At 70.4% G+C, this 23339-nt stretch carries 25 protein-coding genes; 13 read left to right on the top strand and 12 right to left on the bottom strand.

Annotated features, from left to right (window positions below):
- Positions 1-65: 65 nt before the first annotated feature.
- The 3 genes from K6T25_RS10365 to K6T25_RS10375 all read right to left on the bottom strand — a co-directional run bounded on the left by K6T25_RS10365 (position 66) and on the right by K6T25_RS10375 (position 3678).
- A complete protein-coding gene (locus K6T25_RS10365) occupies positions 66-1244 on the bottom strand; it encodes a M24 family metallopeptidase (RefSeq protein ID WP_222913831.1) in 1179 nt (392 codons plus the stop codon).
- A gap of 96 nt (positions 1245-1340) precedes the next feature.
- Positions 1341-2738: an isochorismate synthase gene (locus tag K6T25_RS10370; RefSeq protein WP_222913833.1), complete on the bottom strand. Its 1398-nt coding sequence runs from the start codon at positions 2736-2738 to the stop codon at positions 1341-1343.
- Between the two features lie 337 nt (positions 2739-3075).
- Positions 3076-3678 (bottom strand): sulfite oxidase-like oxidoreductase, encoded by a 603-nt coding sequence (locus K6T25_RS10375; protein WP_222913835.1) that lies wholly within the window; start codon positions 3676-3678, stop codon positions 3076-3078.
- Positions 3679-3893: 215 nt separating this feature from the next.
- Between K6T25_RS10375 and K6T25_RS10380 the strand changes: the two genes are divergently transcribed.
- The 3 genes from K6T25_RS10380 (at position 3894) to K6T25_RS10390 (ending at position 4948) form a co-directional block, all read left to right on the top strand.
- A complete protein-coding gene (locus K6T25_RS10380) occupies positions 3894-4109 on the top strand; it encodes a DUF7120 family protein (protein WP_222913837.1) in 216 nt (71 codons plus the stop codon).
- 138 nt (positions 4110-4247) lie between these two features.
- On the top strand, positions 4248-4526 hold the full coding sequence (locus K6T25_RS10385; protein WP_222913839.1) for a UPF0058 family protein: 279 nt from the start codon (positions 4248-4250) through the stop codon (positions 4524-4526).
- Entirely contained in the window at positions 4526-4948 is a 423-nt protein-coding gene (locus tag K6T25_RS10390; RefSeq protein ID WP_222913841.1) for a DUF4112 domain-containing protein, read from the top strand. The genes K6T25_RS10385 and K6T25_RS10390 overlap by 1 nt, the downstream gene beginning before the upstream one ends.
- A gap of 9 nt (positions 4949-4957) precedes the next feature.
- Here K6T25_RS10390 and K6T25_RS10395 read toward each other — a convergent pair whose 3' ends face one another.
- The gene (locus K6T25_RS10395; protein WP_222913843.1) at positions 4958-5938 is read right to left on the bottom strand and encodes a PLP-dependent cysteine synthase family protein; all 981 of its coding nucleotides are present in this window, start codon (positions 5936-5938) and stop codon (positions 4958-4960) included.
- Positions 5939-6007: 69 nt separating this feature from the next.
- Complete coding sequence (locus K6T25_RS10400; protein ID WP_222913845.1) at positions 6008-6370, bottom strand: DUF5798 family protein; 363 nt, start codon at positions 6368-6370, stop codon at positions 6008-6010.
- 89 nt (positions 6371-6459) lie between these two features.
- On the opposite strand from K6T25_RS10400, the gene K6T25_RS10405 reads away from it, so the two are divergent.
- The 5 genes from K6T25_RS10405 to K6T25_RS15675 all read left to right on the top strand — a co-directional run bounded on the left by K6T25_RS10405 (position 6460) and on the right by K6T25_RS15675 (position 9476).
- Complete coding sequence (locus K6T25_RS10405) at positions 6460-6942, top strand: hypothetical protein (protein ID WP_222913847.1); 483 nt, start codon at positions 6460-6462, stop codon at positions 6940-6942.
- Positions 6939-7928: a hypothetical protein gene (locus K6T25_RS10410; protein WP_222913849.1), complete on the top strand. Its 990-nt coding sequence runs from the start codon at positions 6939-6941 to the stop codon at positions 7926-7928. The genes K6T25_RS10405 and K6T25_RS10410 overlap by 4 nt, the downstream gene beginning before the upstream one ends.
- 75 nt (positions 7929-8003) lie before the next feature.
- A complete protein-coding gene (locus K6T25_RS10415) occupies positions 8004-8408 on the top strand; it encodes a PRC-barrel domain-containing protein (RefSeq protein WP_222913851.1) in 405 nt (134 codons plus the stop codon).
- A gap of 39 nt (positions 8409-8447) precedes the next feature.
- Positions 8448-9272, top strand: coding sequence for a 5'/3'-nucleotidase SurE (gene surE, locus K6T25_RS10420; RefSeq protein ID WP_222913853.1), 825 nt, complete (start codon positions 8448-8450; stop codon positions 9270-9272).
- Positions 9273-9347: 75 nt separating this feature from the next.
- The gene (locus K6T25_RS15675; RefSeq protein WP_275671150.1) at positions 9348-9476 is read left to right on the top strand and encodes a hypothetical protein; all 129 of its coding nucleotides are present in this window, start codon (positions 9348-9350) and stop codon (positions 9474-9476) included.
- Positions 9477-9540: 64 nt separating this feature from the next.
- Here the strand turns inward: K6T25_RS15675 and K6T25_RS10425 are convergent, their stop codons facing one another.
- The 4 genes from K6T25_RS10425 to glpK form a co-directional block, all read right to left on the bottom strand.
- Positions 9541-10251 (bottom strand): competence/damage-inducible protein A, encoded by a 711-nt coding sequence (locus K6T25_RS10425; protein ID WP_222913855.1) that lies wholly within the window; start codon positions 10249-10251, stop codon positions 9541-9543.
- Positions 10252-10299: 48 nt separating this feature from the next.
- Positions 10300-11598 (bottom strand): FAD-dependent oxidoreductase, encoded by a 1299-nt coding sequence (locus tag K6T25_RS10430; RefSeq protein WP_222913857.1) that lies wholly within the window; start codon positions 11596-11598, stop codon positions 10300-10302.
- Between the two features lie 202 nt (positions 11599-11800).
- Complete coding sequence (locus K6T25_RS10435) at positions 11801-12877, bottom strand: DUF7973 family transport facilitator (RefSeq protein WP_222913859.1); 1077 nt, start codon at positions 12875-12877, stop codon at positions 11801-11803.
- A gap of 3 nt (positions 12878-12880) precedes the next feature.
- Positions 12881-14413: a glycerol kinase GlpK gene (gene glpK / locus K6T25_RS10440; protein ID WP_222913861.1), complete on the bottom strand. Its 1533-nt coding sequence runs from the start codon at positions 14411-14413 to the stop codon at positions 12881-12883.
- A gap of 216 nt (positions 14414-14629) precedes the next feature.
- Between glpK and K6T25_RS10445 the strand changes: the two genes are divergently transcribed.
- The 5 genes from K6T25_RS10445 to K6T25_RS10465 all read left to right on the top strand — a co-directional run bounded on the left by K6T25_RS10445 (position 14630) and on the right by K6T25_RS10465 (position 20965).
- The gene (locus K6T25_RS10445) at positions 14630-15805 is read left to right on the top strand and encodes a Cdc6/Cdc18 family protein (protein ID WP_222913863.1); all 1176 of its coding nucleotides are present in this window, start codon (positions 14630-14632) and stop codon (positions 15803-15805) included.
- Positions 15806-15898: 93 nt separating this feature from the next.
- Complete coding sequence (gene glpA / locus K6T25_RS10450) at positions 15899-17698, top strand: anaerobic glycerol-3-phosphate dehydrogenase subunit GlpA (protein WP_222913865.1); 1800 nt, start codon at positions 15899-15901, stop codon at positions 17696-17698.
- Positions 17688-19025 (top strand): glycerol-3-phosphate dehydrogenase subunit GlpB, encoded by a 1338-nt coding sequence (gene glpB / locus K6T25_RS10455; RefSeq protein ID WP_222913867.1) that lies wholly within the window; start codon positions 17688-17690, stop codon positions 19023-19025. Before glpA ends, glpB begins: the two co-directional genes overlap by 11 nt.
- A gap of 206 nt (positions 19026-19231) precedes the next feature.
- Entirely contained in the window at positions 19232-20473 is a 1242-nt protein-coding gene (locus K6T25_RS10460) for an anaerobic glycerol-3-phosphate dehydrogenase subunit C (RefSeq protein WP_225917849.1), read from the top strand.
- Positions 20474-20524: 51 nt separating this feature from the next.
- Positions 20525-20965: an acyl-CoA thioesterase gene (locus K6T25_RS10465; protein ID WP_222913870.1), complete on the top strand. Its 441-nt coding sequence runs from the start codon at positions 20525-20527 to the stop codon at positions 20963-20965.
- Positions 20966-21050: 85 nt separating this feature from the next.
- Here K6T25_RS10465 and arsB read toward each other — a convergent pair whose 3' ends face one another.
- The 3 genes from arsB to K6T25_RS10480 are packed head-to-tail and all read right to left on the bottom strand — an operon-like array spanning position 21051 to position 23097.
- On the bottom strand, positions 21051-22217 hold the full coding sequence (gene arsB, locus K6T25_RS10470) for an ACR3 family arsenite efflux transporter (RefSeq protein WP_275671151.1): 1167 nt from the start codon (positions 22215-22217) through the stop codon (positions 21051-21053).
- Positions 22214-22696 carry a low molecular weight phosphatase family protein gene (locus tag K6T25_RS10475; protein ID WP_222913873.1) on the bottom strand — a complete coding sequence of 161 codons (483 nt, stop codon included), beginning with the start codon at positions 22694-22696 and terminating at the stop codon, positions 22214-22216. The genes arsB and K6T25_RS10475 overlap by 4 nt, the downstream gene beginning before the upstream one ends.
- Positions 22693-23097, bottom strand: coding sequence for an ArsR/SmtB family transcription factor (locus tag K6T25_RS10480; RefSeq protein WP_222913875.1), 405 nt, complete (start codon positions 23095-23097; stop codon positions 22693-22695). Before K6T25_RS10480 ends, K6T25_RS10475 begins: the two co-directional genes overlap by 4 nt.
- Positions 23098-23339 lie beyond the last annotated feature (242 nt).

Below are 23339 nucleotides of genomic sequence, written 5' to 3' on the forward strand. Positions count from 1 at the left end.
ACCCACAACACTTCACCGTGCCGCTCCGAGCGATCGGTCGGCGCCGACCGGGTCCCCCACCGCGCTCACAGCGTCCGCAGTTCGGTCTGCGGCGGCACAACCCACTCGGTGCCCGTCTCGGTGACCCGAACCATCTCCTCTTGCCCGACGTACCCCCATTCGGTCGCGACGCCCAACTCCATCGTGTACACCTCGCCCGGGCGCACCTCGTGGCGCGGCGCCTCGCCGTATCGCTCCCACTCGGGGCCGAGCAGGGTGCCGCCGTCGTGGGCCGCGCGCCCGACCTGGTGGCCGAAGGCGTGCTCGAACGCCGGCCACCCCCGTGAGGTGAGTTCCTCGCGCGCGGCCGTGTCGACCTCGTGGCCGACGGTGCCCGGTTCGAGCGCGTCGTGGCCGGCGTCGATTGCCGCGCGCACGTCACGGAACGCCTCGCGAAGGCCCTCGCTCGCCTCGCCGCGAACCCACAGGCGCTGGATGTCCGAGGCGTAGCCGTCGCGTCTGATCCCGAAGTCGATGTGCAGCAGTTCGCCCTCGCCGACGGTGTGGTCGGCGGGGAGCGTGTGGCCGACCTCGCGATCGCCCATGTGGACCGTCGGGCAGTAGTCCCATGCCCACGCGGAGTCCAGTCCGCGCTCGGTCATCCGCTCGTGAAGGAACTCGGCGAACTCCGCCTCGGTCGTCTCCGGGGTCCACGTCGCCGTCGCGGTCTGAAGCAACTCCTCGGTTTCCAGGGCGGCCGTGCGGACACGCTCGTACTCGGTCTCGGATTTCACCCCGCGCAGTCGCCGGATCAGGTCGCTCGCGCTCGTGAACTCGCGCTCGGGGAGGTACTCCCGAAGCTGGAGAAAGAGGCCGTGCGAGAGCCCGTCGGCGACCACGTCGTCGCGGTCGAAGTTGAGCGCGACGCGCTCGGCGCCCACGTCGTCCAGCACCTCCCGCAGCGGATCGGCGATCGACTCGTCGTACGCCCGGACCTCGTGTACTCCCAGATCGCGGGCGGTCGGCGCGTCGTGGCGGCCGAGCACGACCGCCGACGAGTCGGGGCCGACGACGACCGCCGTCGGCCACACCACGTCGAAGCCGAGCAGATACGGGAAGCACGGCTCCGGGCTCACGTCCGTCTCGCGGCCGACCGAGAGCCACGCGTCCGCCTCGTCACTTGCGGCGACCGCCTCCCGCGCGGCGGCCACCTTCTCCGCGACGACCGCCGCGTCGACTCCCTCGACCTCGCCTGCGTCGCTCATGCCGGCGGCTCGCGGCGACGGCTGTTAGTCGTTTGGTAGGCGGCGGCCGGCGCCGGAGGCGCTCACTTGCTCGGACCGCTCACCCGTCCCGTTCGATCACGGGTCGCTTTGCTCACCGTTCGCGTCCGAGGTCTCCCCGCGATCGACGTCCCGCTCCAGTTCGTCCATGATCGGCCGCACCTTCGGCTGGAGCTCGTCCCACTCGTCGTCGGGGTCGGAATCGCCGACGATGCCGTTCCCCGCGAACAGCGTCGCTTCCCGGCCGCCGGCGACGCCCGATCGGATGCCGACCGCGAACTCGCCGTCGCCGGCGGCGTCGAACCAGCCGACGGGCGAGGCGTACCAGCCCCGATCCCACGTCTCCGTCTCGCGGATAGTCTCCAGCGCCGCATCGAGCGGCAGGCCGCCCACCGCGGGCGTCGGGTGCAGCGCCTCGACGAGTTCGAGCACGTGCGTGTCGCCGTCGAGGACGGCGGTGATCGGCGTCTGGAGGTGCTGGATGTTCGTGAGCTTGCGGACGCCCTGCTCGCCTTCCCCGACCGTGCCGAACGCGTCCAGCTGCTCGCAGATCGTGTCGACGACGAGGCGCTGCTCGTGTTGGAGCTTGTCCGACTCCAGCAGCGCCCGGGCGTGCTCGGCGTCCGCCTCGGGCGTGTCGCCGCGGGGCATCGACCCCGCCAGCGCCTCCGTCTCGACGACCTCGCCCTCGCGGCGGACGAGTCGCTCGGGCGGCGGCCCGAAGAAGCCCTTCCCGCCGGTCGGCTGGACGAGGAACCGGTAACACTCGGGGTAGGTACGCCGCAGGCGACCGAGCGTGTCGGGGATGTCGACCTCCTCGCCCAGATCGACGCGCAGCGCCGTCGCAAGCACCGCCTTCCGGAGGTCGCCGGCGCGGATGCGGTCGATCACGTTCGCCACCTGTGCGGTCCACTCGTCGCGGTCGACGAGCCACTCGGTGCCGACGACGCCCGGCTTCTCGCTGCGGGCGCGCATCATCGGCAGGTCGGCGAGGCGGTCGCGGACGGCCGCAAGCGCGTCAGACACTCCCTCGGCGTGCACGTCGGGCCCGTACCGCGTCACGGTGAGGTACGTCCCGTCGTCGACGCGGGTGAGCTGGACGGCCGGGAGGGTGAACGCGGCCGCGGGGAAGCCCTCCCAGACGCCTTCCGGGTCGTGGTCCGGGCCGAACGAGAGGCCGCCGAACACGCGCGGCCGCGTCGCGGCGGGGCCCTCGTGGTCGACCGCCGAGAACAGCGTTTCGGCGTCGCGTCGCAGCGACTCGAAGCGGCCGGGGCCGTCGGCCGTGAGGCGGGCGGCCGCGCCGCCGCCGACCACTTCGAGGCCGTCGGGCGCGGCCCAGTGGACCCGGTGGCGGTCCCCGGCCGCGAGGAACGACCCGAAGGAGACGTCCGACACCTCGCAGCTCCGGCTCACCAGCGCCGCGTCCGCGTCGGGCACGAGCGCGGCGCCGGCCTCGCCGTCCGGCGGGTTCATTATCCGCGATAGGGGCGGGGCGCTCTTTACGCCGTTGGTTTGTGAGGTCGTCGCCGGCGGCATCGACGGCGTCTTCTCGAGACGCTCGCTTCGCTCACGGCCCACTCCGTTCGCAACGAGGCACTCTCTTCGTTCGTGCCTCGCTCTCTGTGGGCGGTTCGCCCCTTCGGACGTCACCGCCGTTCGTCGAGGCCTCGTTCGTGGTTCGAGACGGCTTCGCCGTCTCGTCATTACCAGACGCCGGAGGCGTCTGGTCAGCAGTCAGGTCCGTCGGACCTGACGGCATCACGAAAGGCGCTTCGCGCCTTTCGAACGACTTCGCTCACTCGGCCTCGCTCTAGCTGTATCGCTCTTCGTCCCACGGGTTCGCGGTGTCGGAGTACCCCCGCTTCTCCCAGTACCCGCGCTCGGGCTCGGTGAGGAACTCCACGCCGGTCACCCACTTGGCCCCCTTGTACGCGTACTTGTGGGGCGTGACGACTCGAAGCGGCCCGCCGTGGTCGTCGGGCAGCCGCTCGCCGTCGTAGTCGTAGGCGAACAGCACCTCCTCGCGGTCGCACTCCGCCAGCGGGAGGTCCGTCGTGTAGCCGTCGAGCGCGTGGAACATGACCCACTCCGCGTCGTCGCGGACGCCCGCGAGCTCGGCCAACTGCGGGAAGGTGACGCCGACGAACTCGCAGTCGAACTTCGACCAGCCGGTGACGCAGTGGAAGTCCTGCCGCTGGGTCTCGGCGGGGAGATCGCGGAACTCGTCGTACGTGTACGTCAGCTGCTCGTCGACGGCGCCCCACACCTCGAAGCGCCAGTCGTCGCGGTGCCAGTCGGGCGTCCCCGACTTCGAGAGGACCGGGAACCGGTCGGTCTTCCGCTGGCCGGGCGGGAGCCGCTCGTCGGAGAACTCCTCGTAGAGGTCCGTGTAGTCGGTGGCCTCGCTGCTCATACGCCGAAGAGCGGCCGCGCTCACGTGAGGCTGTCGCCTCCGGCCGATGCGGTGTGCTCGTGCCCGCGATCGGAACCCCGCGCCGTGATACCGCCTTCGGCCAAGGGATATTTCGCAATCGAAAACTAAAATATGATATTTTCTAAATTTCGCTTTCTACAGACGCAAGTATCCCCCGCTGGTTTTAAATACTACGTCCGTCAAGCCCCGCGTAGATGCCGAAAGTCGAGATCACGGTCCCGGAGCACATCGAGATGCAGATCGCCCAGATGGTCGAGCAGGGTGAGTTCGTCAATCGGGAGGAGGCGATCGAGGAGCTGATCTCAACCGGGATGAAGGCGTACAAGACGAGCGGTCCGCAGGACAACGAGACGGAACCGGGGTTCGAGGACGACGGGATGATGGGGCACGAAGACGAGTACGTGTTCTGAGCCGTTCCGCCGCCGTCACCGTGGCCGCGCGGAGGGAGGCGTTCCGTCTGCGTGTGCGCCGTCTGCCGCGTGCAGCGCCCATCGCGTGCGACTACCCCACGAACAACGCTTAACTCACACAGTAGCCAATCACTGCGCATGCACAAGGACGAACTCCTCGAACTCCACGAACAGATGGTCGCCATCATGGAGCACTTCTCCGAGCGGGAGGAGGTCGACGAGACGCTGTTCGACCCGTACCACGAGCTGAGCGTCGACCCCTCCCACGTCCACAAGTCCAAAAGCGAGCACAAACACGCCGTCTTCGTGCTCGGCAACGCGCTCGCGTCGGCGATGTCCGAGGACGAGTTCTCCAACGCCGGCCGCGTCGGCAAGCGCATGAAGGAGCTCGCGGACGACGCCGAGTCCAAGCTCTGATGGCGCCCCTCGGCGTCGTCGGATCGGACGCCGGATCCGACTCGCTTGCGGACCGTTCGGCCGAATCGCTGACGTCGACGCCCGGGGACGCCCGGCGACTCCGGCGGGCCAGACGCGTGGCACACCTCCTCGACGACGCGATCCGGCTCCCCGTCGTCCGCTACCGCGTCGGCGTCGACGCGCTCGCGGGCGTCGTTCCCGTCCTCGGCGACACCCTGGCGGCGCTGCTCGCGCTCGTCGTCGTCTGGGAGGCGTTCCGGCTCGATGCCCGCAAACGAACGCTCGCCCGGATGCTGCTGTACGTCGGGCTCGACCTGCTCGTGGGCTCCGTTCCGATCGTCGGCGACGTCCTCGACGCGGTGGTGAAGCTCAACCGTCGCAACGTCCGACTCCTCGAACGGGACCTGGCACGGCGTGACTGAGTTGCCTCCTCAGCCCGTCCACTCCTCGAAACGCCGGTAGACGCCCTTCGAGAGGTAGCGCTCGCTGGAGTCACAGAACACCGTGACCACCGTGTCGTGAGGCGTGTCCACGTCGCCGTCACGGATCGCCTCGGCGACCTCGATCGCCGCCAGCGAGTTCGCGGCCGCGCTGGAGGCGACCAACTGCCCCTCCTCGCGGGCCAGCCGGGCCATCTCCTCGTGGACCGCGCGGTCGGAGATCGTCTTCAGGTCGTCGATCTTCTCGGGATCGACCAGGTCGTTGGTGCGCACGTCGTGGGTGCCGATCCCCTCGGTCTTGTACTCGCCCTCCTCGGCGTCCTCCCCGAACAGGTCGCCGTAGGTCGAGCCCTCCGGCTGGACGCCGACGATCCGCGCCGCAGAGCCCCGTTCGCGGGCGTACTCGGCCATCCCCATCAGCGTCCCGCCGGTGCCCATCCCGGCGACGATCGCGCCGACCTCGCCGTCGAGCGCGTCGAACACCTCCGGGCCGGTCGTCGCGTAGTGAGCCTCGGCGTTGAGGGGGTTCGAGAACTGCTGGGGGACGACGGCGTCGTCGAGTTCCTCGGCAAGCTCGTGGGCGCGATCGATGGCGCCGCCCATGCCGTCCTCCGATGGCGTGTTGACGACCTCCGCGCCGAGCGCGCGCATGAGCTGCTGCTTCTCGACGCTGAAGCGCTCGGGCACGACGAACACCGCGTTCACGTCCAGTTGGCCGGCGGCGACCGCGAATCCGATCCCCGTGTTGCCCGCCGTCGGCTCGATGACGGTACCGCCGGGCGAGATCGTCCCCTTCTCCAGCATCCGTTCGAGCATATGCACGCCGATCCGGTCTTTGATCGACGCACCGGGGTTGAACGACTCCAGCTTGGCGTACACCGGCACCTCGTCGGGCGCGGCGTGCACCCGCACGAGCGGCGTCTCCCCGACCGTCTCCAACACGGAGTCGAGGGGTTCGCGGTGGGTGGTCATACGCTGGCAACGATTGCCGAGGAACACGTATCTTTCCATCGCGATCGCACGCCGGCTCGCCGGCTCCGATCAGGCGCCTGCGCCGGGGGTGTCGTCGGTTCCGGAACTCTCGTCGGTCCCGGCGCTGGCGGTATTGTCCGTCCCCGACGTGTCCTCGGCGGTCCCCGCCTCGTCCGCTTCCTCGGCGTTCCTCTCGTCGGTGACCTCCGCGACCACCGCGTCGACGTCGATGTCCTGTGCCTCCGCGATCGCCTCGACGATGGCGCGCTGCTGTGCGAGGTCACGCTCGAGCGTTTCGACTCGTTGTTCGGTGCTTTGTACCGCTCCCTGCATCGCCTCGACGCGCTCGCGGATCTCGTTGACCTTCGTGTACAACTTCTCGGCGAGGTCGGCGACCGTCTGGAGCTTCTTGGCCGTGCTTCCGAATCCCATACCGGCGTGTGTCGCGCGGCGCCCCTGTGCGTTGCGGTCCGCGGGTCGGATCCACAGGCTATTCACGCAACTGGGTCCGTACCACGGGCGTGTACCGACGAACGGTTCTCGCGGCCGCGACGGCGACGCTCGCCGGCTGCGGCCTCGCGCCCTCGCCGCCCTCCGCCGACGGCTATCCGGAAACGCCGCCGAACGCGTTCTTCGAGTTCGACTGGGACTCAGACGCGTCGGCGTACGTCGTCGCATTCGTCCGGGGAAACCACCTCACCGCCGACAACACCGGCGCGCTTCGGGTCCGCGTCGCCGACGCGACTCCCGACGGCGACGCCGTGACGACGCCGTGGGTCGGCGCGGTCGACGGCGTCGGAGCCGACGGCTCCGGCGGCGACGGCCTCGGGGATCCCCGCGCGGAGTTCCCGCTCTCTCCGGGGGCGACGCTCCGCGTACGGGTCGAGTCGCCCGGGCCGGTCCGCGTGGTCTGGGTCGCCCCCGACGGGGACCGTTCCCGGTCGGTCGGCCGCTGGCGTCGAGAGAGCCAGCCGACGGCGACGCCCGAGGGCGAGGGATCGTGAACCGACGACGGTTCCTCGCGGGCGTCGGCGCGGCGGCCGCGACGGCGACGGGGTACGGCGCCGTCCGCGTCGGCGACGTCCGGCCGTACGATCCGGGCGTCCCGACCGACGATCTTCGCTCCGCTCCGACGCCGCGCGAGCGCGTCCTCGCGGCGGTCCGTCACCTGTTCGAGGCGGACCACCGGTCGGTCACTCGCGTGACCGTCGAGTCCGACTGGACGGGAGCGGCGCCGTACCGACTCACGCGCCACCGCGAACTGCACGAACACTCGCGTCGGCGACACACCCACGTGCTCACCACCTTCGGCAACGGGGTGGTTCGCCTCGACCGCGACCGGAACGGCGTCGACGCGCGGACGCTCTCACCCTACACGACGATCAACGCGTACATCCACTTCGTCGACGCGACCCTCGCGGACCCGGCGTCGCTGCCCGAGCGGTTCGTCTTCCACGTCGACGACGGTCGGATCGCGTACGACCGCGACGCGCCCGCACAGGCCGTCGGCGACCCCGTGACGGTCGACGGCGGCTACGCCGGGACGGCGCCGGTCGACGATTTCGAGCGCCCGCTGTTCGGCGAGCCCGTCCGCCCGCACCGGTCGCCGTGGACCGAACACGAGCGCGCGGACGCGACCGTCACGTACCGCCTGTCCGGCGCCGACGCGTACGCGCGAGCGGTGCCGCTCCCGTTCGTCGCCGTCGACGCGATCCACGACGACGCCGCGGTCCGGGCGACGCTCGACCGCGACACCGGCCGGCTCACACGGCTCGTCGACGATCGTCACCTCGACGTGGACGTCGGCGTCGACCGTCGCGACGTGCGCACCGTCCGGATGCGCCTCGTCACCCAGATCGACCGCTACGGGGAGGCCGCCGCGTCCCGTCCGGACGGGGAGTACGGCGGCAGTCCGCGGGGCTCGTTCCTCGGCGGTCCCGCCCTCCGCGACCGACTCGCCGCGCTCGCGTTCGACCTGGGGACGTACTGACGGCCGACGTGAGGCGATCGCCGTCCGGCCGGCCTGAGAAGAGGTTAAGTGACAGGCCGCGAAGGTCGGACCGTCATGCCATCCGACACCACGCCGGTGACGGACCTCGCGAGCAAGGAGGTGTTCACCGCGGACGGCGCGCGCGTCGGCCGGGTGACCGACGTACTCGTCGATCTGGAGGCGGACGCGCCGGTCGCGCTCGCGCTGTCGGACGTCGTCGAGGGGACCGTCGGCGGGCTGCCCGCCGGCGCCGCCGGCGTGCGCGTTCCGTTCCGGCTCGTTCGGGGCGTCGGCGACGTGATCGTCCTCCGCAGCGCCGCGCACGAGGCCGCGCTCCCGCTTCCCGGCGGCCACGACGACGGACCGCAGGGTGGCGACGCCGCCGACCCACGGGACGGCGGGCGCGCGGGCAACCGGGCCGACACCGCCGACACCGCCGACGACGGGGACGCGCCGGCCGGCGACGACCCGATCGTCTGAGCCGGCGTACTTTTGCCGGCGCCGGCCGACCCGTCGACAATGAGCGCCAGCGACGCCCCGCAGATCCTCTTAACGAACGACGACGGCATCGAGAGCCCCGGCTTTCGCGTCCTCTACGACGTCCTCTCGGAGATCGGCGAGGTCGTCGCGGTCGCCCCCGCGGACGACCAGTCGGCGGTCGGCCGGACGCTCTCGCGTCGCGTCGAGGTACACGAACACGAACTCGGCTACGCTGTCGCGGGCACGCCGGCCGACTGCACGGTCGCGGGGCTCGAGTCGCTGTGTCCGGATGCCGACATGGTCGTCTCCGGCTGCAACAAGGGCGCCAACATCGGCGCGTACGTCCTCGGCCGCTCGGGCACCGTCTCGGCGGCCGTCGAGGCGGCGTTCTTCGGCGTACCCGCGGTGGCCGTCTCGCTGTACGTCCCCGGCGGCAGCGGCGACGACTGGCGGCGGAAGGCCTCCGACCCCGAGGACTACCGGGAGGCGGCCGCGGCCACGCGCTACCTCGTCGAGCGCGCCCCCGACGCGGGCGTGTTCGACGAGGCGGACTACCTGAACGTGAACGCGCCGTGGGGCGCCGAGGGTCGCGCGACGCGGATGGAGGTCACGCGGCCGTCGACGCTGTACGACATGACCGCCGAGCGCGACGGCGACCACGTGGACCTGATCGACCGAACGTGGGACCGGATGCAGACGGGCGACATCCCCGACCCGGTCGGCACCGACCGTCGCGCGGTCGTCGAGGGGCGGATCTCGGTGTCGCCGCTGACGGCGCCGCATACGACGCGCCACCACGAGGCGCTCGACGACCTCGCGGACGGCTACGACCCGGAGACGCTCGCGCACGCGAGCGACGACTGAGTTCCCCTCGTCGCCGCGCGTCCGTCGCTGCCCGGGATATACACGTTTATACCGCGCTCGGTCCCACTCCCGCGCATGAATCCGCTGCCGCTCGCCGCCGAGTCCGGCTCCGAGGTCGCGCTCCCGACGACGCTCACCGCGTCGGTCGTCCTGGTCGTCAGTATCCTCGTCGTCGTCGTCTGGCTCGCGTACCTCTATCGCTGAGCGGGGCGCGGGCGACGCCGCGTTCCGCCGATCGGTCGGGCCGCCGTGCCGATCCGCGCCGCGCTCAGTCCTCGGCCGTCGGCGTCGACGCCGCCGACTCGACGTGCTCGCGGAACCAGTCGGCGGCGTCCGCGACGGCCGCCTCGTCGGTGCTCGTGAACTTCACGCGGACATCGTCGCCCGGGTACGAGCCGACGGCCACGTCGTAGCGCTCGCGGACCTCGGCGAGTCGGTCGAGCAGCCGCGACTCCGGCTCGGGCGTCTCGACGACCGCGGTGTGGGGCTCGTCGCCGGCGAACTCCTCGGCGACGGACTCGAACATCGCCCGCATCTCCGTCGGCACGCCCGGGAACACGTACACCGCGTCGATCTCACACCCGGGAGCGACGCCCACTTCGTTGTGGATCGGACGGGCGCCGACCGGGAGGTGCGTGGTCCCCTCGGTGAGGTCGTCGGCCGCGTAGTCGCCGTGTTCGGTGAGGAACGTCAACACGTCGTCGTCCGCCGCGAGGTCGACGCCGACCGCGGCGGCGACACCGTCCATCGTCACGTCGTCGTGGGTGGGGCCGACGCCGCCGGTGACGAGCACGGCGTCGTAGGCGTCGCGGTACTCGCGGACCACGCCCGCGATATCGTCGACGCGGTCGGGAACCGTGGTCACGCGCTCGACGGCGACGCCGCGGCCCGTCAACTGCTCGGCGAGCCACGAGGCGTTGGTGTTCACCGTGTCGCCCGCGAGCAGTTCGTCGCCGACGGTTACGAGTGCGACCTTCATCGACCAGTGGGAGGCGTCTCGCGGTAAAAAGTGCGGCGGCGGGACGGGCTACTCGACCCCGGTCACGTCGGCGTCGGCGGGCGAGCGCGCGTCGAACTCCGCCACCAGCCGATCGAGTCGCTCCGGGTCGCCGGCGGCGGCGAGCCGCTCCTCCGCAGTCCGGCAGTCCGCGTCGACGCCGAGCCGGTCACAGACCCGGTCGGCGACGGCCGCCGCCATCGCCCGATGGGTCGTCAGCTTCCCCCCGACGATCGAGTAGAACCCGGCGACGCCGTCGACCTCGTGATCCAGCAGGGTGAAGTCCCGAGAGATACCTCGGGCCTCACCCGTTCCCGTTCCTGTTCCGGTCTCCGTCGGCGTCCCCGTCTCTTCGGCCGCGACCGCGTCTCGGCGCGACTCAGCCGGGGCGTAGAGCGGTCGAACCCCCCAGTAGGTGTCGAGCACGGCGGCGTCGAGGAACCCCGGAACCATCTCCGCGCACTCGGCGACGACCCGTTCGACCGCCGCCTCGGACCGTTCGTACCCGTCGGGGTCGTCGACGGCGACGCTCGTCGTCCCGAGGACCGTCCGGCCCGCGTGCGGCACCGCGATGTCGCCGTCGGCCGGCGAGCGGGCGCGGTTGAGCACCGGCCCGACTCCGTCGTGGTCGACTCCGACCATGACGCCGGCCGTGGGACGCATGTCCACCTCGACGCCGGCGAGGGCCGCACACTCGCCGGCCCACGCGCCCGCGGCGTTCACGACCGCATCGACCGCGAGCTCCTCGCCCCCGACCGTCGCGCGCGTCACCGCGCCGTCCTCGACGGTCAGATCCGTGAGCGGCGCGTCGGTCTCGATCCGGGCGTCGCGCTCGCGCGCGTCCGCCGCGGTCGCGGCGACGAGTCTGGACGGGTAGACCACGCCGTCCGGAACCCGCATGACGCGTTCGACGTCCTCGGCGAGGCCGGGCACGGCGTCGCGGGCGACTGCGGGGTCGATCTCCTCGGCGTCGATGCCGACCGCCCGACAGGCGTCGCGCTTCTCCGCGAAGTAGTCGGCGTCGTCGTCTGCCAGCGAGACGAACAGGCCGCCCGTGTCGGCGACGCAGGCGCCGGCGATCTCCCGAACGATCGCGTTCTCCTCGATGCACTCGCGCGCCCCGCCCCGGTCGGCCTCCGCGTAGCGCGCGCCCGAGTGGAGCACGCCGTGCGAGCGGCCGGTCGCGCCCGCCGAGAGCCCGCCGCGCTCGGCCAGCACGACCGAGACGCCCCGCATGGTCAGATCCCGCGCGACGCCGGTGCCGGTCGCGCCACCGCCGACGACCAGCACCGTCGGATCCTCGTCGTGGCTCGTGTCCGTTGCTGTCACACTTCCCCTTCGACCGAGCAGGGGTATCGTTGTCGCCGTTCCGTCCGCACCGGTGGGGTGACTCGGCCGTCCGTCGAACGGGTGACGGTACCGGACACCCGTTCTCGGACCTCGATCGGAAGAACGCGTCCGCGGGACGCCGCGTCCAGTCGTGTGCGTCCGCGCGGGCCTCGTTGCCGAACCGTGCGGTCGGCCGGGGACCTCAGAGGTACCCGGCGTTGGGGAGCACTCCGAGGAACGCCAGCACCGCGACCACCAGCATCGCGATGGCGATCGCCATCGCGGGCGGGTCGACGTGCGTGCCCGAGTGGGCGTACATGACCCGTTGGGCAGCCTCGCCCAGCAGGCCGCTGACGACGCCGAACGCGCCCGCGGCCAGCAGCGAGACGACACTTCCCACAACCGGGTCGACGACGACCGCGCCGACGGCGCCGATGAGCGTGATGTGGTGGGTGACGGGGATCTTCTCGACGCCGAGTTGGAGGAACAGCAGGCTGATCGCCGAGATGGCGTACCCGAGGAAGATGCTCCCGGTCTGCAGCCAGATGTAGCCGCCGAGGATCCCGCCGACGAGCCCGATCGTCGCGACGCCCGTCCACCTGTACTGGTGGGGAAGCCACGGCTCCGTGGCGAGGCGACCGGCGTGTTCCCGGGGAACCTCGCCGCCGTCCGCGACCGCGCGGGGTTCCTCGCGCTCGAACGGCGTCATGTCGAGGATGCCCTTGCCGGCCGGGCGCCCGACGAGCGGGTAGCCGAAGGCGACGCGCGCGATCACCGCCGTGAGAACGACTGACAACGCGATCGTGTCGGTCGGCGTGCCGATCGCGGCCCCGACCTGATTGATGAACATTCCGAGGACGCCGAAGACGGCGCCGACCGCCAGGATATCCGGCTTCGTGCCGAACGCATACAGGATGTTCTTCCCGAAGTGGTAGTCCCACCCCTCGGGCTCCATCTCGGGGTACTTCTTGCCCGCGTACGCCGAGGCGGCGACCCCGCCGGCGAAGGCGATGTGCGGGCCGGTGACCGCGCCGAACCCGATCACGCCGGTGACGCTGGCGGCGAGTTCACCGGCGTTGATCCCCGGGAGCGCCCCGATCTCGCGCTGAAGGATCGCCAGTCCTTCTCCGAGAAAGACGACGAACCCGGTGAAGACGAACGCCGGCAGCGCGCCGATGGCGGCGCCGAACGCGCCGCCCGCCAGCGCCGTGATCAGCAACAGCAGGAACGGCTCCCACTCCATCCCGAGCAGCGGAACCTGCAGCAGTAGGTCGTGCATGGCTCACTCCTCGGTGGCCCAGTTCAGCGACCGTTCGACCGCGTCGCCCCACCGGTCGTACATCGCGTCGGCGTCATCCTCGTCCATCTCGGGGGTGAACTCCCGGTCGACCTGCCAGTTCCGGCGCAGGTCGTCGACGGAGTCCCAGTAGCCGACGGCGAGGCCGGCGGCGTACGCCGAACCGAGGGCGGTGGTCTCGTCGACCTCCGGGCGAACGATCTCCGTCCGGATGATGTCCGACTGGAGCTGACACAGGAAGTTGTTCTTGACCGCGCCCCCGTCGACCCGCAGCGAGGTGGTCTCGACGCCGGAGTCGGCCTCCATCGCCTCCGCCACGTCGCGCGTCTGGTAGGCGATCGCCTCCAGCGTCGCCCGGACGATGTGTTCCTTCCGCGTCCCGCGGGTCATCCCGACGATGGTTCCGCGTGCGCGACCGTCCCAGTGCGGGGCGCCCAGCCCCGTGAACGCGGGAACCATGTACACGCCGTCGGTCGAGTCGACCGACCGTGCCAGCTCCGCGGTCTGGGCGGCGTTGTTGATGAGGTCGACGTCCTCCAGCCACTCGATGGCGGCGCCGGTGACGAAGATCGACCCCTCCAGCGCGTACTGCACGGGCTCGCCCGACAGCTGGAAGCCGATCGTCGTGAGCAGGCCGTGGTCGGACTCGACGGCGTCGGTGCCGGTGTTCATCAGGTAGAACGACCCCGTGCCGTAGGTGTTCTTCGCGTCGCCCTCGTCGAAGCAGGTCTGGCCGAACATCGCCGCCTGTTGGTCGCCCAGCGCGCCCGCGACGGGCACCTCGGCGCCGAGGAACCCGTCGGGGTCGGTGTGCCCGTAGTACGACTCGTCGGACGACGGTCGTACCTCCGGCACCATCGACTCGGGAACGTCGAACTCCGCGAGCAGCTCGTCGTCCCACTCCAGCTCGCGGATGTCGTACAGCATCGTCCGCGAGGCGTTCGAGACGTCGGTGATGTGGTTCCCCGTCAGGTTGTAGATGAGCCAGCTGTCGATCGTCCCCATCAGCAGCTCCCCCGCCTCCGCGCGGTCGCGGAGCTCGTTCTCGCGGGTCGACTGCAGCTTCAGCGGCTCGGCGTTGTCGAGGATCCACTCGGTCTTCGTCGCCGAGAAGTACGCGTCCGCCTCGAGACCGGTCTTGCCGCGGATCCATTCGACCTTGTCCTCGGCCTGCAGCTCCTCGACGCGGTCGGTGGTGCGTCGGTCCTGCCAGACGAGCGCGTTGTGGACGGGGCGGCCGCTGTCGGCGTCCCACACGACGGTCGTCTCGCGTTGGTTCGTGATCCCGATCGCGGCCAGCTGGCTCGCCGCCAGCCCCGCGTCGGCGAGCGCCTCCGTGACGACCGACTTCGTGTTCTCCCAGATCTCCGTCGGATCGTGCTCCACCCAGCCCGGCTCCGGATAGATCTGCTCGTGTTTCTCGTACGCGTTGGCGACCACCTGCCCGGCGTGGTCGAACACCATGAACCGCGTTCCCGTCGTTCCCTGGTCGATCGCGCCGACGTATGTGTCTGCCATCTGTGGTTGTCCTCCGTCCCGGGCTCCCGCTCCGAGGAGACCCCGATACCGATCGATATATAGTGAACGATTATAAACGTTACTAGCATAGGGGCACCACCAGTAAACATATTGCATCGACACGGTCGTCCCGGAACCGGGTCGATTAGAACCCCGCCGGACGAACGCCCGGCACGAGCGCTCACGGGGCGCGCACCAGCCCCGACATCACGAGATATGGACATCGAGGACCGAATCGCACGCCGCCAGCGAACCGGCGACCGCAACCGCCTCGTGCTCGACGAGGACCAGCTGAGTCCCGTTTGGCACCCCGAGGAACCGATCGGGCGGGGCCCGTTCATCGAACGGCTACTCGATCACTTCGACCCCGTCTTCGACGGGCGGGCACCCCCGAACGCCTACCTCCACGGCCCGGGCGGAGCGGGGAAATCAGCGGTCACGATCGCGCTCGTGGACCAACTGGCGGCGTCGCTCTCGCCGCCGAACGACGCCGTGTTCACCACGACGCGGGGAGGAAGCGCGCCCGGCGTCTCGTTCGTCTACGTCGATCTCCGGGCGGCCGACTCCGCGTTCGAATTCTCCCATGGGGTGTTGAACGCGCTCGTCGCCGAGTCCGTCCCGCGTCGCGGCGTCGGCACCGAGGAGCTCCGTGACCGACTGGAGCGGTGCGTCCGCGGGGCGGGTCCGGTCGTGGTCGTGGCCGACCACGTCGGGGAGGCGGAGACGGTCGACGTTCCGACCGTCGCCGACCGCCTCGACGGCATCGACGGCGCGTTCGCGTGGCTCGCGGTCGGTCGGTCGGACCCGGACGCGGTCGACGTACCGGAGTCGGCGGTCGATCTCGACGTGGAGCCGTACTCGCGGGCGGCGCTCACCGACATCCTCGCGGCGCGCGCGGACGCCGGGCTCGGGCAGGGGGCGCTCTCGCACTCGGTGATCCGCCGGGTGGCCGAGTGGGCCGAGGGGGACGCCGGTGTCGCGCTCTCGGCGCTGTTGGGTGCCGTCGAGACCGCCGGCGAAGACGACGGGAGCATTCGCCCGAACGACGTGGACGCGGGAATGAGCGCGGTCCCGTGGCCGTGCGTCCCGCTCGGGCGCGTGCTCGCGCTCCCGCGCAATCGAGTTCGAACGCTGGTCCGGCTGGTCGGGCTGGCGCCCGAGGACCGGGCACCCGTCGGCGAGTGCGCCGAGCGGATCGCCGAGCGGCTCGATCTCACGACCTCCACGGTCGAGCGGTTCCTCTACGAACTCGCCGAGGCGGGGATCGTCGAGCGCGTCCGCGTGAGCGACTCCGACGGCCCGGGACGCCCGCCGAGCCGCGTGGACCCGCGCTTCCCGACGCTCGCGTTCCGCCGGCTCGCGAGGCGTCGGATCGACGAGACGCCGGCCTGATCACGTCACGCATCTGATTTCTACTGTCGCTTCTGGGTGATCGATAACGTAATGTCCGACGGCGCCGTGGCATGTGGTATACGGAGTCATCCTATGAGCGAACGGACGGAGGTGCTCGTGATCGGCGGCGGGTCGACCGGCTGCGGCGTGGCGCGCGATCTCGCCATCCGGGGGGTCGACGTGACGCTCGTCGAGCAGGGGAACCTCACGCACGGCACGACGGGGCGGATGCACGGCTTGCTCCACAGCGGCGGTCGATACGCCGTTTCAGACCGAGCCAGCGCCCGCGAGTGCATCGAGGAGAACCGGGTGTTGCGCGACATCGCGAGTCACTGCGTGGAGATGACGGGGGGCCTGTTCGTCAAACGGCCCGAGGACACCGAGGAGTACTTTCGGGAGAAGCTGGCGGGCTGTCGCGAGTGCGGCATCCCCGCGGAGGTGCTCACCGCCGAGGAGGCTCGCGAGGTCGAGCCGTTCCTCGCCGGCGACATCGACAAGGCGATCCGGGTGCCCGACGGCGCGATCGACCCCTTCCGCCTGTGTGTCGCGAACGCCGCCGACGCGGAGGCCCACGGCGCGCGCATCGAGACGCACTCGCCGGTCACCGACGTGCTGGTCGAGGACGGCGAGGTCGTCGGCTGCGAGGTGACACACGAGTCGGGGGCCGGCAAGCGCGTCCACGGCGTCGAGGGCGGCACCGAGGAGATCTACGCCGACCACGTCGTCAACGCGACGGGCGCGTGGGCGGGTCGTATCGGCGACATGGCCGGCGTCGACGTGGAGGTCCGCCCGAGCAAGGGCGTGATGACCGTGATGAACGTCCGCGAGGTCGACACGGTGATCAACCGCTGCAAGCCGAAGGGCGACGCCGACATCGTCGTCCCCCACGAGACGACCTGCATCCTCGGCACCACCGACGAGGAGGTCGAGGACCCCGAGGACTACCCGGAGGAGGCGTGGGAGGTCGACCTCATGATCGAGGAGCTGTCGAAGCTCGTGCCGATGCTCGACGACGCCCGAACCATCCGCTCGTACTGGGGCGTGCGCCCGCTGTACGAGCCGCCGGGCACCGGCACCGAGGACCCCACCGACATCACGCGGGACTTCTTTCTGCTCGACCACGACGAGCGCGACGACCTGCCGGGGATGACCTCCATCGTCGGCGGGAAGTTCACCACCTACCGGCTGATGGCCGAGCAGATATCCGATCACGTCTGCGATCTCCTCGGCGTCGACGCGGCGTGTACGACCGCCGAGGAACCACTCCCCGGAAGCGAAGACTTCTCGCTCCTGCGCGACTACATGGACGAGTTCGGTCTTCGCTCGCCGATCGGTCGCCGGAGCGTCCAGCGGCTCGGCTCCCGCGCGGACGAGGTGCTGAAGACCGGCGAACCGAACCCCGTGGTCTGCCAGTGTGAGGCGGTCACCCGGGCGGAACTCCGCGATGCCATCGATCAGTCCGGATCGGATCTCAACGCCGTCCGCCTGCGCACCCGCGCCTCGATGGGGAACTGCCAGGGGGGCTTTTGCGCCCACCGAATGGCGAACGAACTCCACGCAGGCGGCGACTTCGACCGACCGACGGTCGACCTCGCCCTCGACGAACTGTGGCAGGAACGCTGGAAGGGACAGCGTCACGCGCTGTGGGGCGAACAGCTCTCGCAGGCGATGCTCAATCATCTCCTGCACGCGACGACGTTCAACCGCGACGGCGCCGCCCCCGAGGACTTCGCGGCGTTCGACGCCGGGGAGCGTGGCGAGGGGACGGAGGGAGCCGACGGCGACGGGGCGGGCGGCGCGGCCGACGGAACCGCCGCCGACGGCGGCATCCCCACGGACGACGGCGTCGCACCCGACCGAACTCCCGACGGGGGTGACGCGGGTGGCGATTGAGTCGGACGTGGTCGTGATCGGCGGCGGTCTCGCCGGCGCGACCGCCGCGCTGTCGGCCGCACGCGAGGGGGCGCACGTTCACCTGATCTCCGCCAACGAGAGCACCCTCCGGCAAGCGAGCGGCCTGATCGACGCGCGGGGGTACCCGGACCCGGACGCGGACCTCGACGGCGACCGTAGAGTCTCCGCGCCGGGGCCGCTGGTTGACCCGTTCGCGGGGATCGAGGACCTGCCCGAGAACCACCCGTACCGCGTCGCCGGCGCGGACGCGCTCCGGGAGGGGTTGGCGCTGTTCGACGACGCCGTCGGCGACCTGTATCGTGGGGGTCACACCGACCGCAACGCGCTCGTCGCGACCACTTCCGGGCGCGCGAAACCGACCGCTCGGTACCCGCGGAGCATGGCGCCCGGCGTCGTCAGCGACGAGCGCCCCATGCTCCTCGTGGGGTTCGAGGCGGCGACCGATTTCGACGCGTCGCTCGCGGCCGAGCGGCTCTCGGCGGCGGGCGTCCCGTTCGACGTCGTGGGAACGACGATCGCGTTCCCCGGCGAATACCGCGCGGACGCGGCGGTGACGCGGCTGGCGCACGCACTCGAGCGAGACGAGTGCGTGGGCTCTGCCCACGGGGAAAACGAAGGACAGGGACGGACGACCCGACAGCGACTCGCCGACCGGATCCGTCCGCACCTCGGCGACGCCGAGCGCGTGGGGCTTCCGGCGATGCTGGGCGACGCACGCGTCGAGGAGGTGCGCGCGGACCTCTCCGAGCGCCTCGACGCGCCGGTGTTCGAGGTGCCGACGGGACCGCCGAGCCTCCCGGGGATCAGACTGGCGGACCGGCTGTTCGCGGCGCTCGACGAGGCGGGCGTCTCGATGACGACGGGGATGCCGGTCGTCGATTTCGAGTCGACCGGCGGCGCGGACGGCGATCGGATCGACCGCGTGATCATCGACCGCAACGGCGCGCAGATCCCGTACGCGGCCGAGCAGTTCGTGCTCGCCACGGGCGGGCTCGTCGGGAAGGGGCTCGACTCCGATCGCGAGCGCGCACGGGAGGCGGTGTTCGACTGTTACGTCCCGCAGCCCGACGACCGGATGCAGTGGTCAAAGGCGGGCGCGTTCGCGGACCACGCGTTCGCGCGCTTCGGAGTCGAACCGGACGGGGCGATGCGACCGCTCGATGCGGAGGGCGTCCCGGAGTTCGAGAATCTGCGCGCGGCCGGCGGCGTCGTCGGCGGCGCGGACGTGGCACGAGAGCAGTCGGCGAGCGGCGTCTCGCTCGCCACGGGGCTTGTCGCGGGCCGAACCGCGGCGGAGGAGGCATGAGCGACACACACGACACGCACTCAGACTGTAGCTGCGATGGAAGCGACACGGCGGAACCACCCACAGGGGCAGACGGAGGAACGCCGGCGACTGACGGCGGTGCGGGGATCGCCGGAGACGCCGCCACCGACGGCGGGACCGCGGCCGAGTCGCCGGCGGGAGCCGAGGACGACTTCGAGCCGGTCGACGTGTTCGAGGGCACCGAGATGGACCTCCGGCCGGGCGCGGACTCCTGCTACAAGTGCACCTCCTGTGACACTTCCTGCCCCGTCGCGGAGGTGGACGACTCCTTCCCGGGACCGAAGTTCCAGGGCCCCGAGCAGTGGCGCCTCAAGCGCAAGGAGGACACCGAGATCGACGACTCGATCACCGGCTGTTCCAACTGCATGCGCTGCGACGGCGCCTGTCCCTCGGACGTGCCGCTGTCGCAGATGCACAACACCGCCCGCGGGGAGTACGTCGAGAACCAGCAACCCAAGCTGTCTCGTGAGTACATCCGAAACCGGATCCTCGCGAACTACGGCACGCTCGCCGGACTCGGCTCGAAGGTCCCCCGGCTCACGAACGCGATCATGGGGAACTCGCTCGTGCAGAACGTCAACGAGAAGCTGCTGGGCATCACCGCCGAGCGCGACTTCCCGGAGTTCGCCGACCGGACGTTCCGCTCGTGGTGGAAGCAGCGCGGCGGCCCAATGGTCGAAAGCGAGGACAAGCGGATCGCGTACTTCCACGGCGACTACGCCAACTACAACACCGTCGAGGTCGCGAAGGCGCTCGTTCGGGTGTACGAAGCGTTCGGCTACGAGATCCTCGTCCCCGACCAGCGCTGTTCGGGCACGCCGATGTTCGCCAACGGGATGCTCGACGACGCCCGCCGCTCGGCCGCCGTCAACGTCGAGAGCCTCGGCGACGCCATCGAACGGGGGTACGACGTGGTCGCCTCCTGCACGTCCTGCTCGATGGCGCTTCGGCAGGAGTATCCCGAGCTGTTCGACTTCGAGGGCACCGAGACGGTCGCGGCCAACACCTACGACGCGCTGGAGTACCTCCTGATCAACGAGAACGTGATCGACCCGCTGAGCGAGGTCGACGCCGACGACCACGACATCCCCGACTTCGCGTACCATGCGCCGTGTCACTCCCGCAACCAGGGGCTCGACCGACAGGCGGTGGAGCTGTTCCGCCACCTCGACGGCGTCGACGTGGCGGACGTGGGCGACTCCTGCTCGGGGATCTCGGGGACGTACGGCTGGAAGGAGGAGAAGTACGAGTACTCCATGGAGATCGGCGAGGAGATGTTCGAGCACATGGAGCACGCGGAGGGCCAGACGGGGATGACCGAGTGCCCGACCTGCTCGATGCAGATGGAGCACGGCACCGGCTACGAGATCGACCACCCGCTCCAGGTGCTCGAGGCGGCGTTGGTCGACACCGACGTGGAGGTGTGAGGTCCCGGCGACGGGGAACAGGCATACCCGTCTCGCTCGTGAGCCTCACGCATGGCAACGGTCAGCGACACGTACATCGAGAACCGCGAGCGCGTTCAGCCCGACGACGTGAACAACTACGGCACCGCCCACGGGGGGAACGTCGCCAAGTGGATGGACGAGGTCGGCGCGATGTCGGCGATGCGCCACGCCGGCGAGACGTGCGTCACCGCGCGGATCAACCGGCTGGACTTCGATCGGCCCGTCCCCCGCGGGGACATCTGCGTCATCGAGTCGTACGCGTACGCGACCGGCCGCACCTCCGTTCGGGTACGCCTGCGCGCCTACCGCGAGGCGCCCCGGACGGGCGAGCGCGAACAGACGACGGAGTCGTACTTCGTGTTCGTCGCCGTCGACGACGACATGCGCCCGACCGAGGTTCCGGAGCTCACCCTCGGGTCCGACCGCTGCCGCGAGCTACGCGACGAGGCGCTCGACGGCGAAAACGAGTGACCGACTGCCGCGGGACCTGAGGAGCCGACGAACGGACCGCCGGCGTGGGACCGTCGACCGAACTACCGTCGTCCGCGTGACGGGCTCAGTCGTCGGTCGGCGACTCGGTCGGGGTGGTTCCACGTCCGTCGTCGCGCCCGGCCCAGTCGAAGCGGCGCTGGAAGTACAGCGCGACGTTGACTAACGCGAGCAGCACGGGAACCTCGATGAGCGGGCCGACGACGGTCGCGAACGCGACGCCCGAGCCGACGCCGAAGACCGCGACCGCGACGGCGATCGCGAGCTCGAAGTTGTTGGAGGCGGCGGTGAACCCGATGGCCGTCGTCGTCGAGTAGTCCGCGCCGATGCCGCGGCCCATCCCGAAGCTCACGAGGAACATCACGACGAAGTAGATCGTCAGCGGCACCGCGATCAGCAGTACGTCGACGGGGGAGGCGACGATCGCCCCGCCCTGGGTGGCGAACATCACGATCACCGTGAACAGCAGCGCGACGAGCGTCAGCGGGTCGATCCGCGGGACGAACTCGTTTTCGTACCACGGCTCGCTCTTGAGGCGGGTGCCGACGTAGCGGCTCAGGAACCCCGCGGCGAAGGGGATCCCCAGGAACACGACGATCGCCTCGAACACCTGCATCGGCGTGATGTCGAACGTCGTGATACCGGCGACGAGCGACTCCATCCCCAGCAGCGGCGGGAGGAACAGCGCGAAGAACCAGACGTACACCCCGTAGGTGACGATCTGGAACAGGCTGTTGAACGCGACCAGTCCGGTGACGTACTCGGTCGACCCCTCCGCGAGCTCGTTCCAGACGAGCACCATCGCGATACACCGGGCCATTCCGATGAACACGAGCCCCAGGAAGTACTCTGGACGCGCCGGCAGCCCGGGAACGAGCCCACTGAAGAAGACCACAGCGAGCCCGAACATCAGCGTCGGGCCGACGAGCCAATTTTGCACGAGACTCAGGCTGAGCACGCGCCAGTTGCTGAAGACGGTTCGCAGCCGCGAGTAGTCCGCCTTCGCCAGCGGCGGGTACATCATCGCGATCAATCCGATCTCGACGAGATGGAGGTCCTGTATCGGTTCCGTCACCGACGGCGCGACGAACCCGAGTCCGACGCCGATCGCCATGGCCCCGAAGATCCAGACGGTGAGATACTTGTCGAGGAAGTCCATCGAGCGCGGGTCGCCGCAGGCCTCACAGCCGCAGCTCGGGCCGTGCTCGTGGGCTCCGACCGGGTCGCCGCTCATTGCCGATCCCCTCCGTCGGCGCCCGCCGAGTCGCCGGCGGCGTCACCGTCGCTCCCGTGCTCCCCGAACGCCTCGTCGAACAGCGCGACGACCTCGCTCTCGATCTCGTCGCGGACCGCCGCCACCGCCTCGGGCGACTTCCCGTCGGGGTCCGCGAGCGGCCAGTCGCGCGCCTCGACCGAGTCCGAAAGCGAGAGCGTCGAACAGCCCATTGTCGCGACGTAGTCGCACTCGTTCAGCTCCGCGTCCGTGACTTCCCGCGGCGTCCGCCCGGACACGTCGATCCCGACCGCGGCCATCGCGTCGACCACCTCCTCGTGGACGTGGTCCGCGGGGTGGGTGCCGCCGGTGAGGAGTTCGACGTGGCCGTCCAGCCCGCGGCGTTCGACCTCGCGCTCGGCGAACGCGTACGACATCTGCGAGCGACCGGCGTTTTGCACGCAGACGAATCCGAGTTTGACGGGGTCGTCGTCGATCATTCCTCTACCGCCCGAGTCGAGTCCAGCGCGGCCAACAGCGCCTCCGCGCGCTCGGTGGTGTCGTAGTACCGCCACTTGCCCTCCTTCCGGCGCGCGAGCAGACCCGCGTCCGTCAGCGTCGAGAGCGCGTGACTCACGGCCGACTCGCTCACGTCGACCAACGGCTCCAGTTCGCAGACGCACAACTCCCCGTCGGCGGCCGCGAGCAGGCGCGCAAGCCGGTAACGCGTGCCGCTCCCGAGCGCGGAGAGTGCGTCGAGGTCCGATCCCTCGTCCGCCTCGTCGACGCGGGCGCTCGCCGCCAACTCGCGGAGGCCCGCCAGCCTGTCGTTCACGTCGGCCGCACAGCACTCGCCCACCTCGTCGGCGATGAGTCGTTCGAGCCGCTCCGTCGTTGCCATACCAACGATTGCAAAACTATTCAGATGAACGTGTCGGTCCCCGCGGCGCGGCGGGTTGGCCGACGGTGTTCCAGATCGCCGAGAACTGTCGGCGGCGTTCAGGTACGTGGACCGAGAAGTACGGACGCCGCCGCGGCGGGTGGTACCGCCAAGCGGCACGGGAGACAGTTCCGTTCCAGTTCGCTCTCGACGTGCGGCCCGGCGGTCACCGGGCCAGTGGGCCGGTGACCGCCTCCGCCCGT

The sequence above is a fragment of the Halobaculum rubrum genome, assembly GCF_019880225.1.
GTDB classification, from domain to species: domain Archaea; phylum Halobacteriota; class Halobacteria; order Halobacteriales; family Haloferacaceae; genus Halobaculum; species Halobaculum rubrum.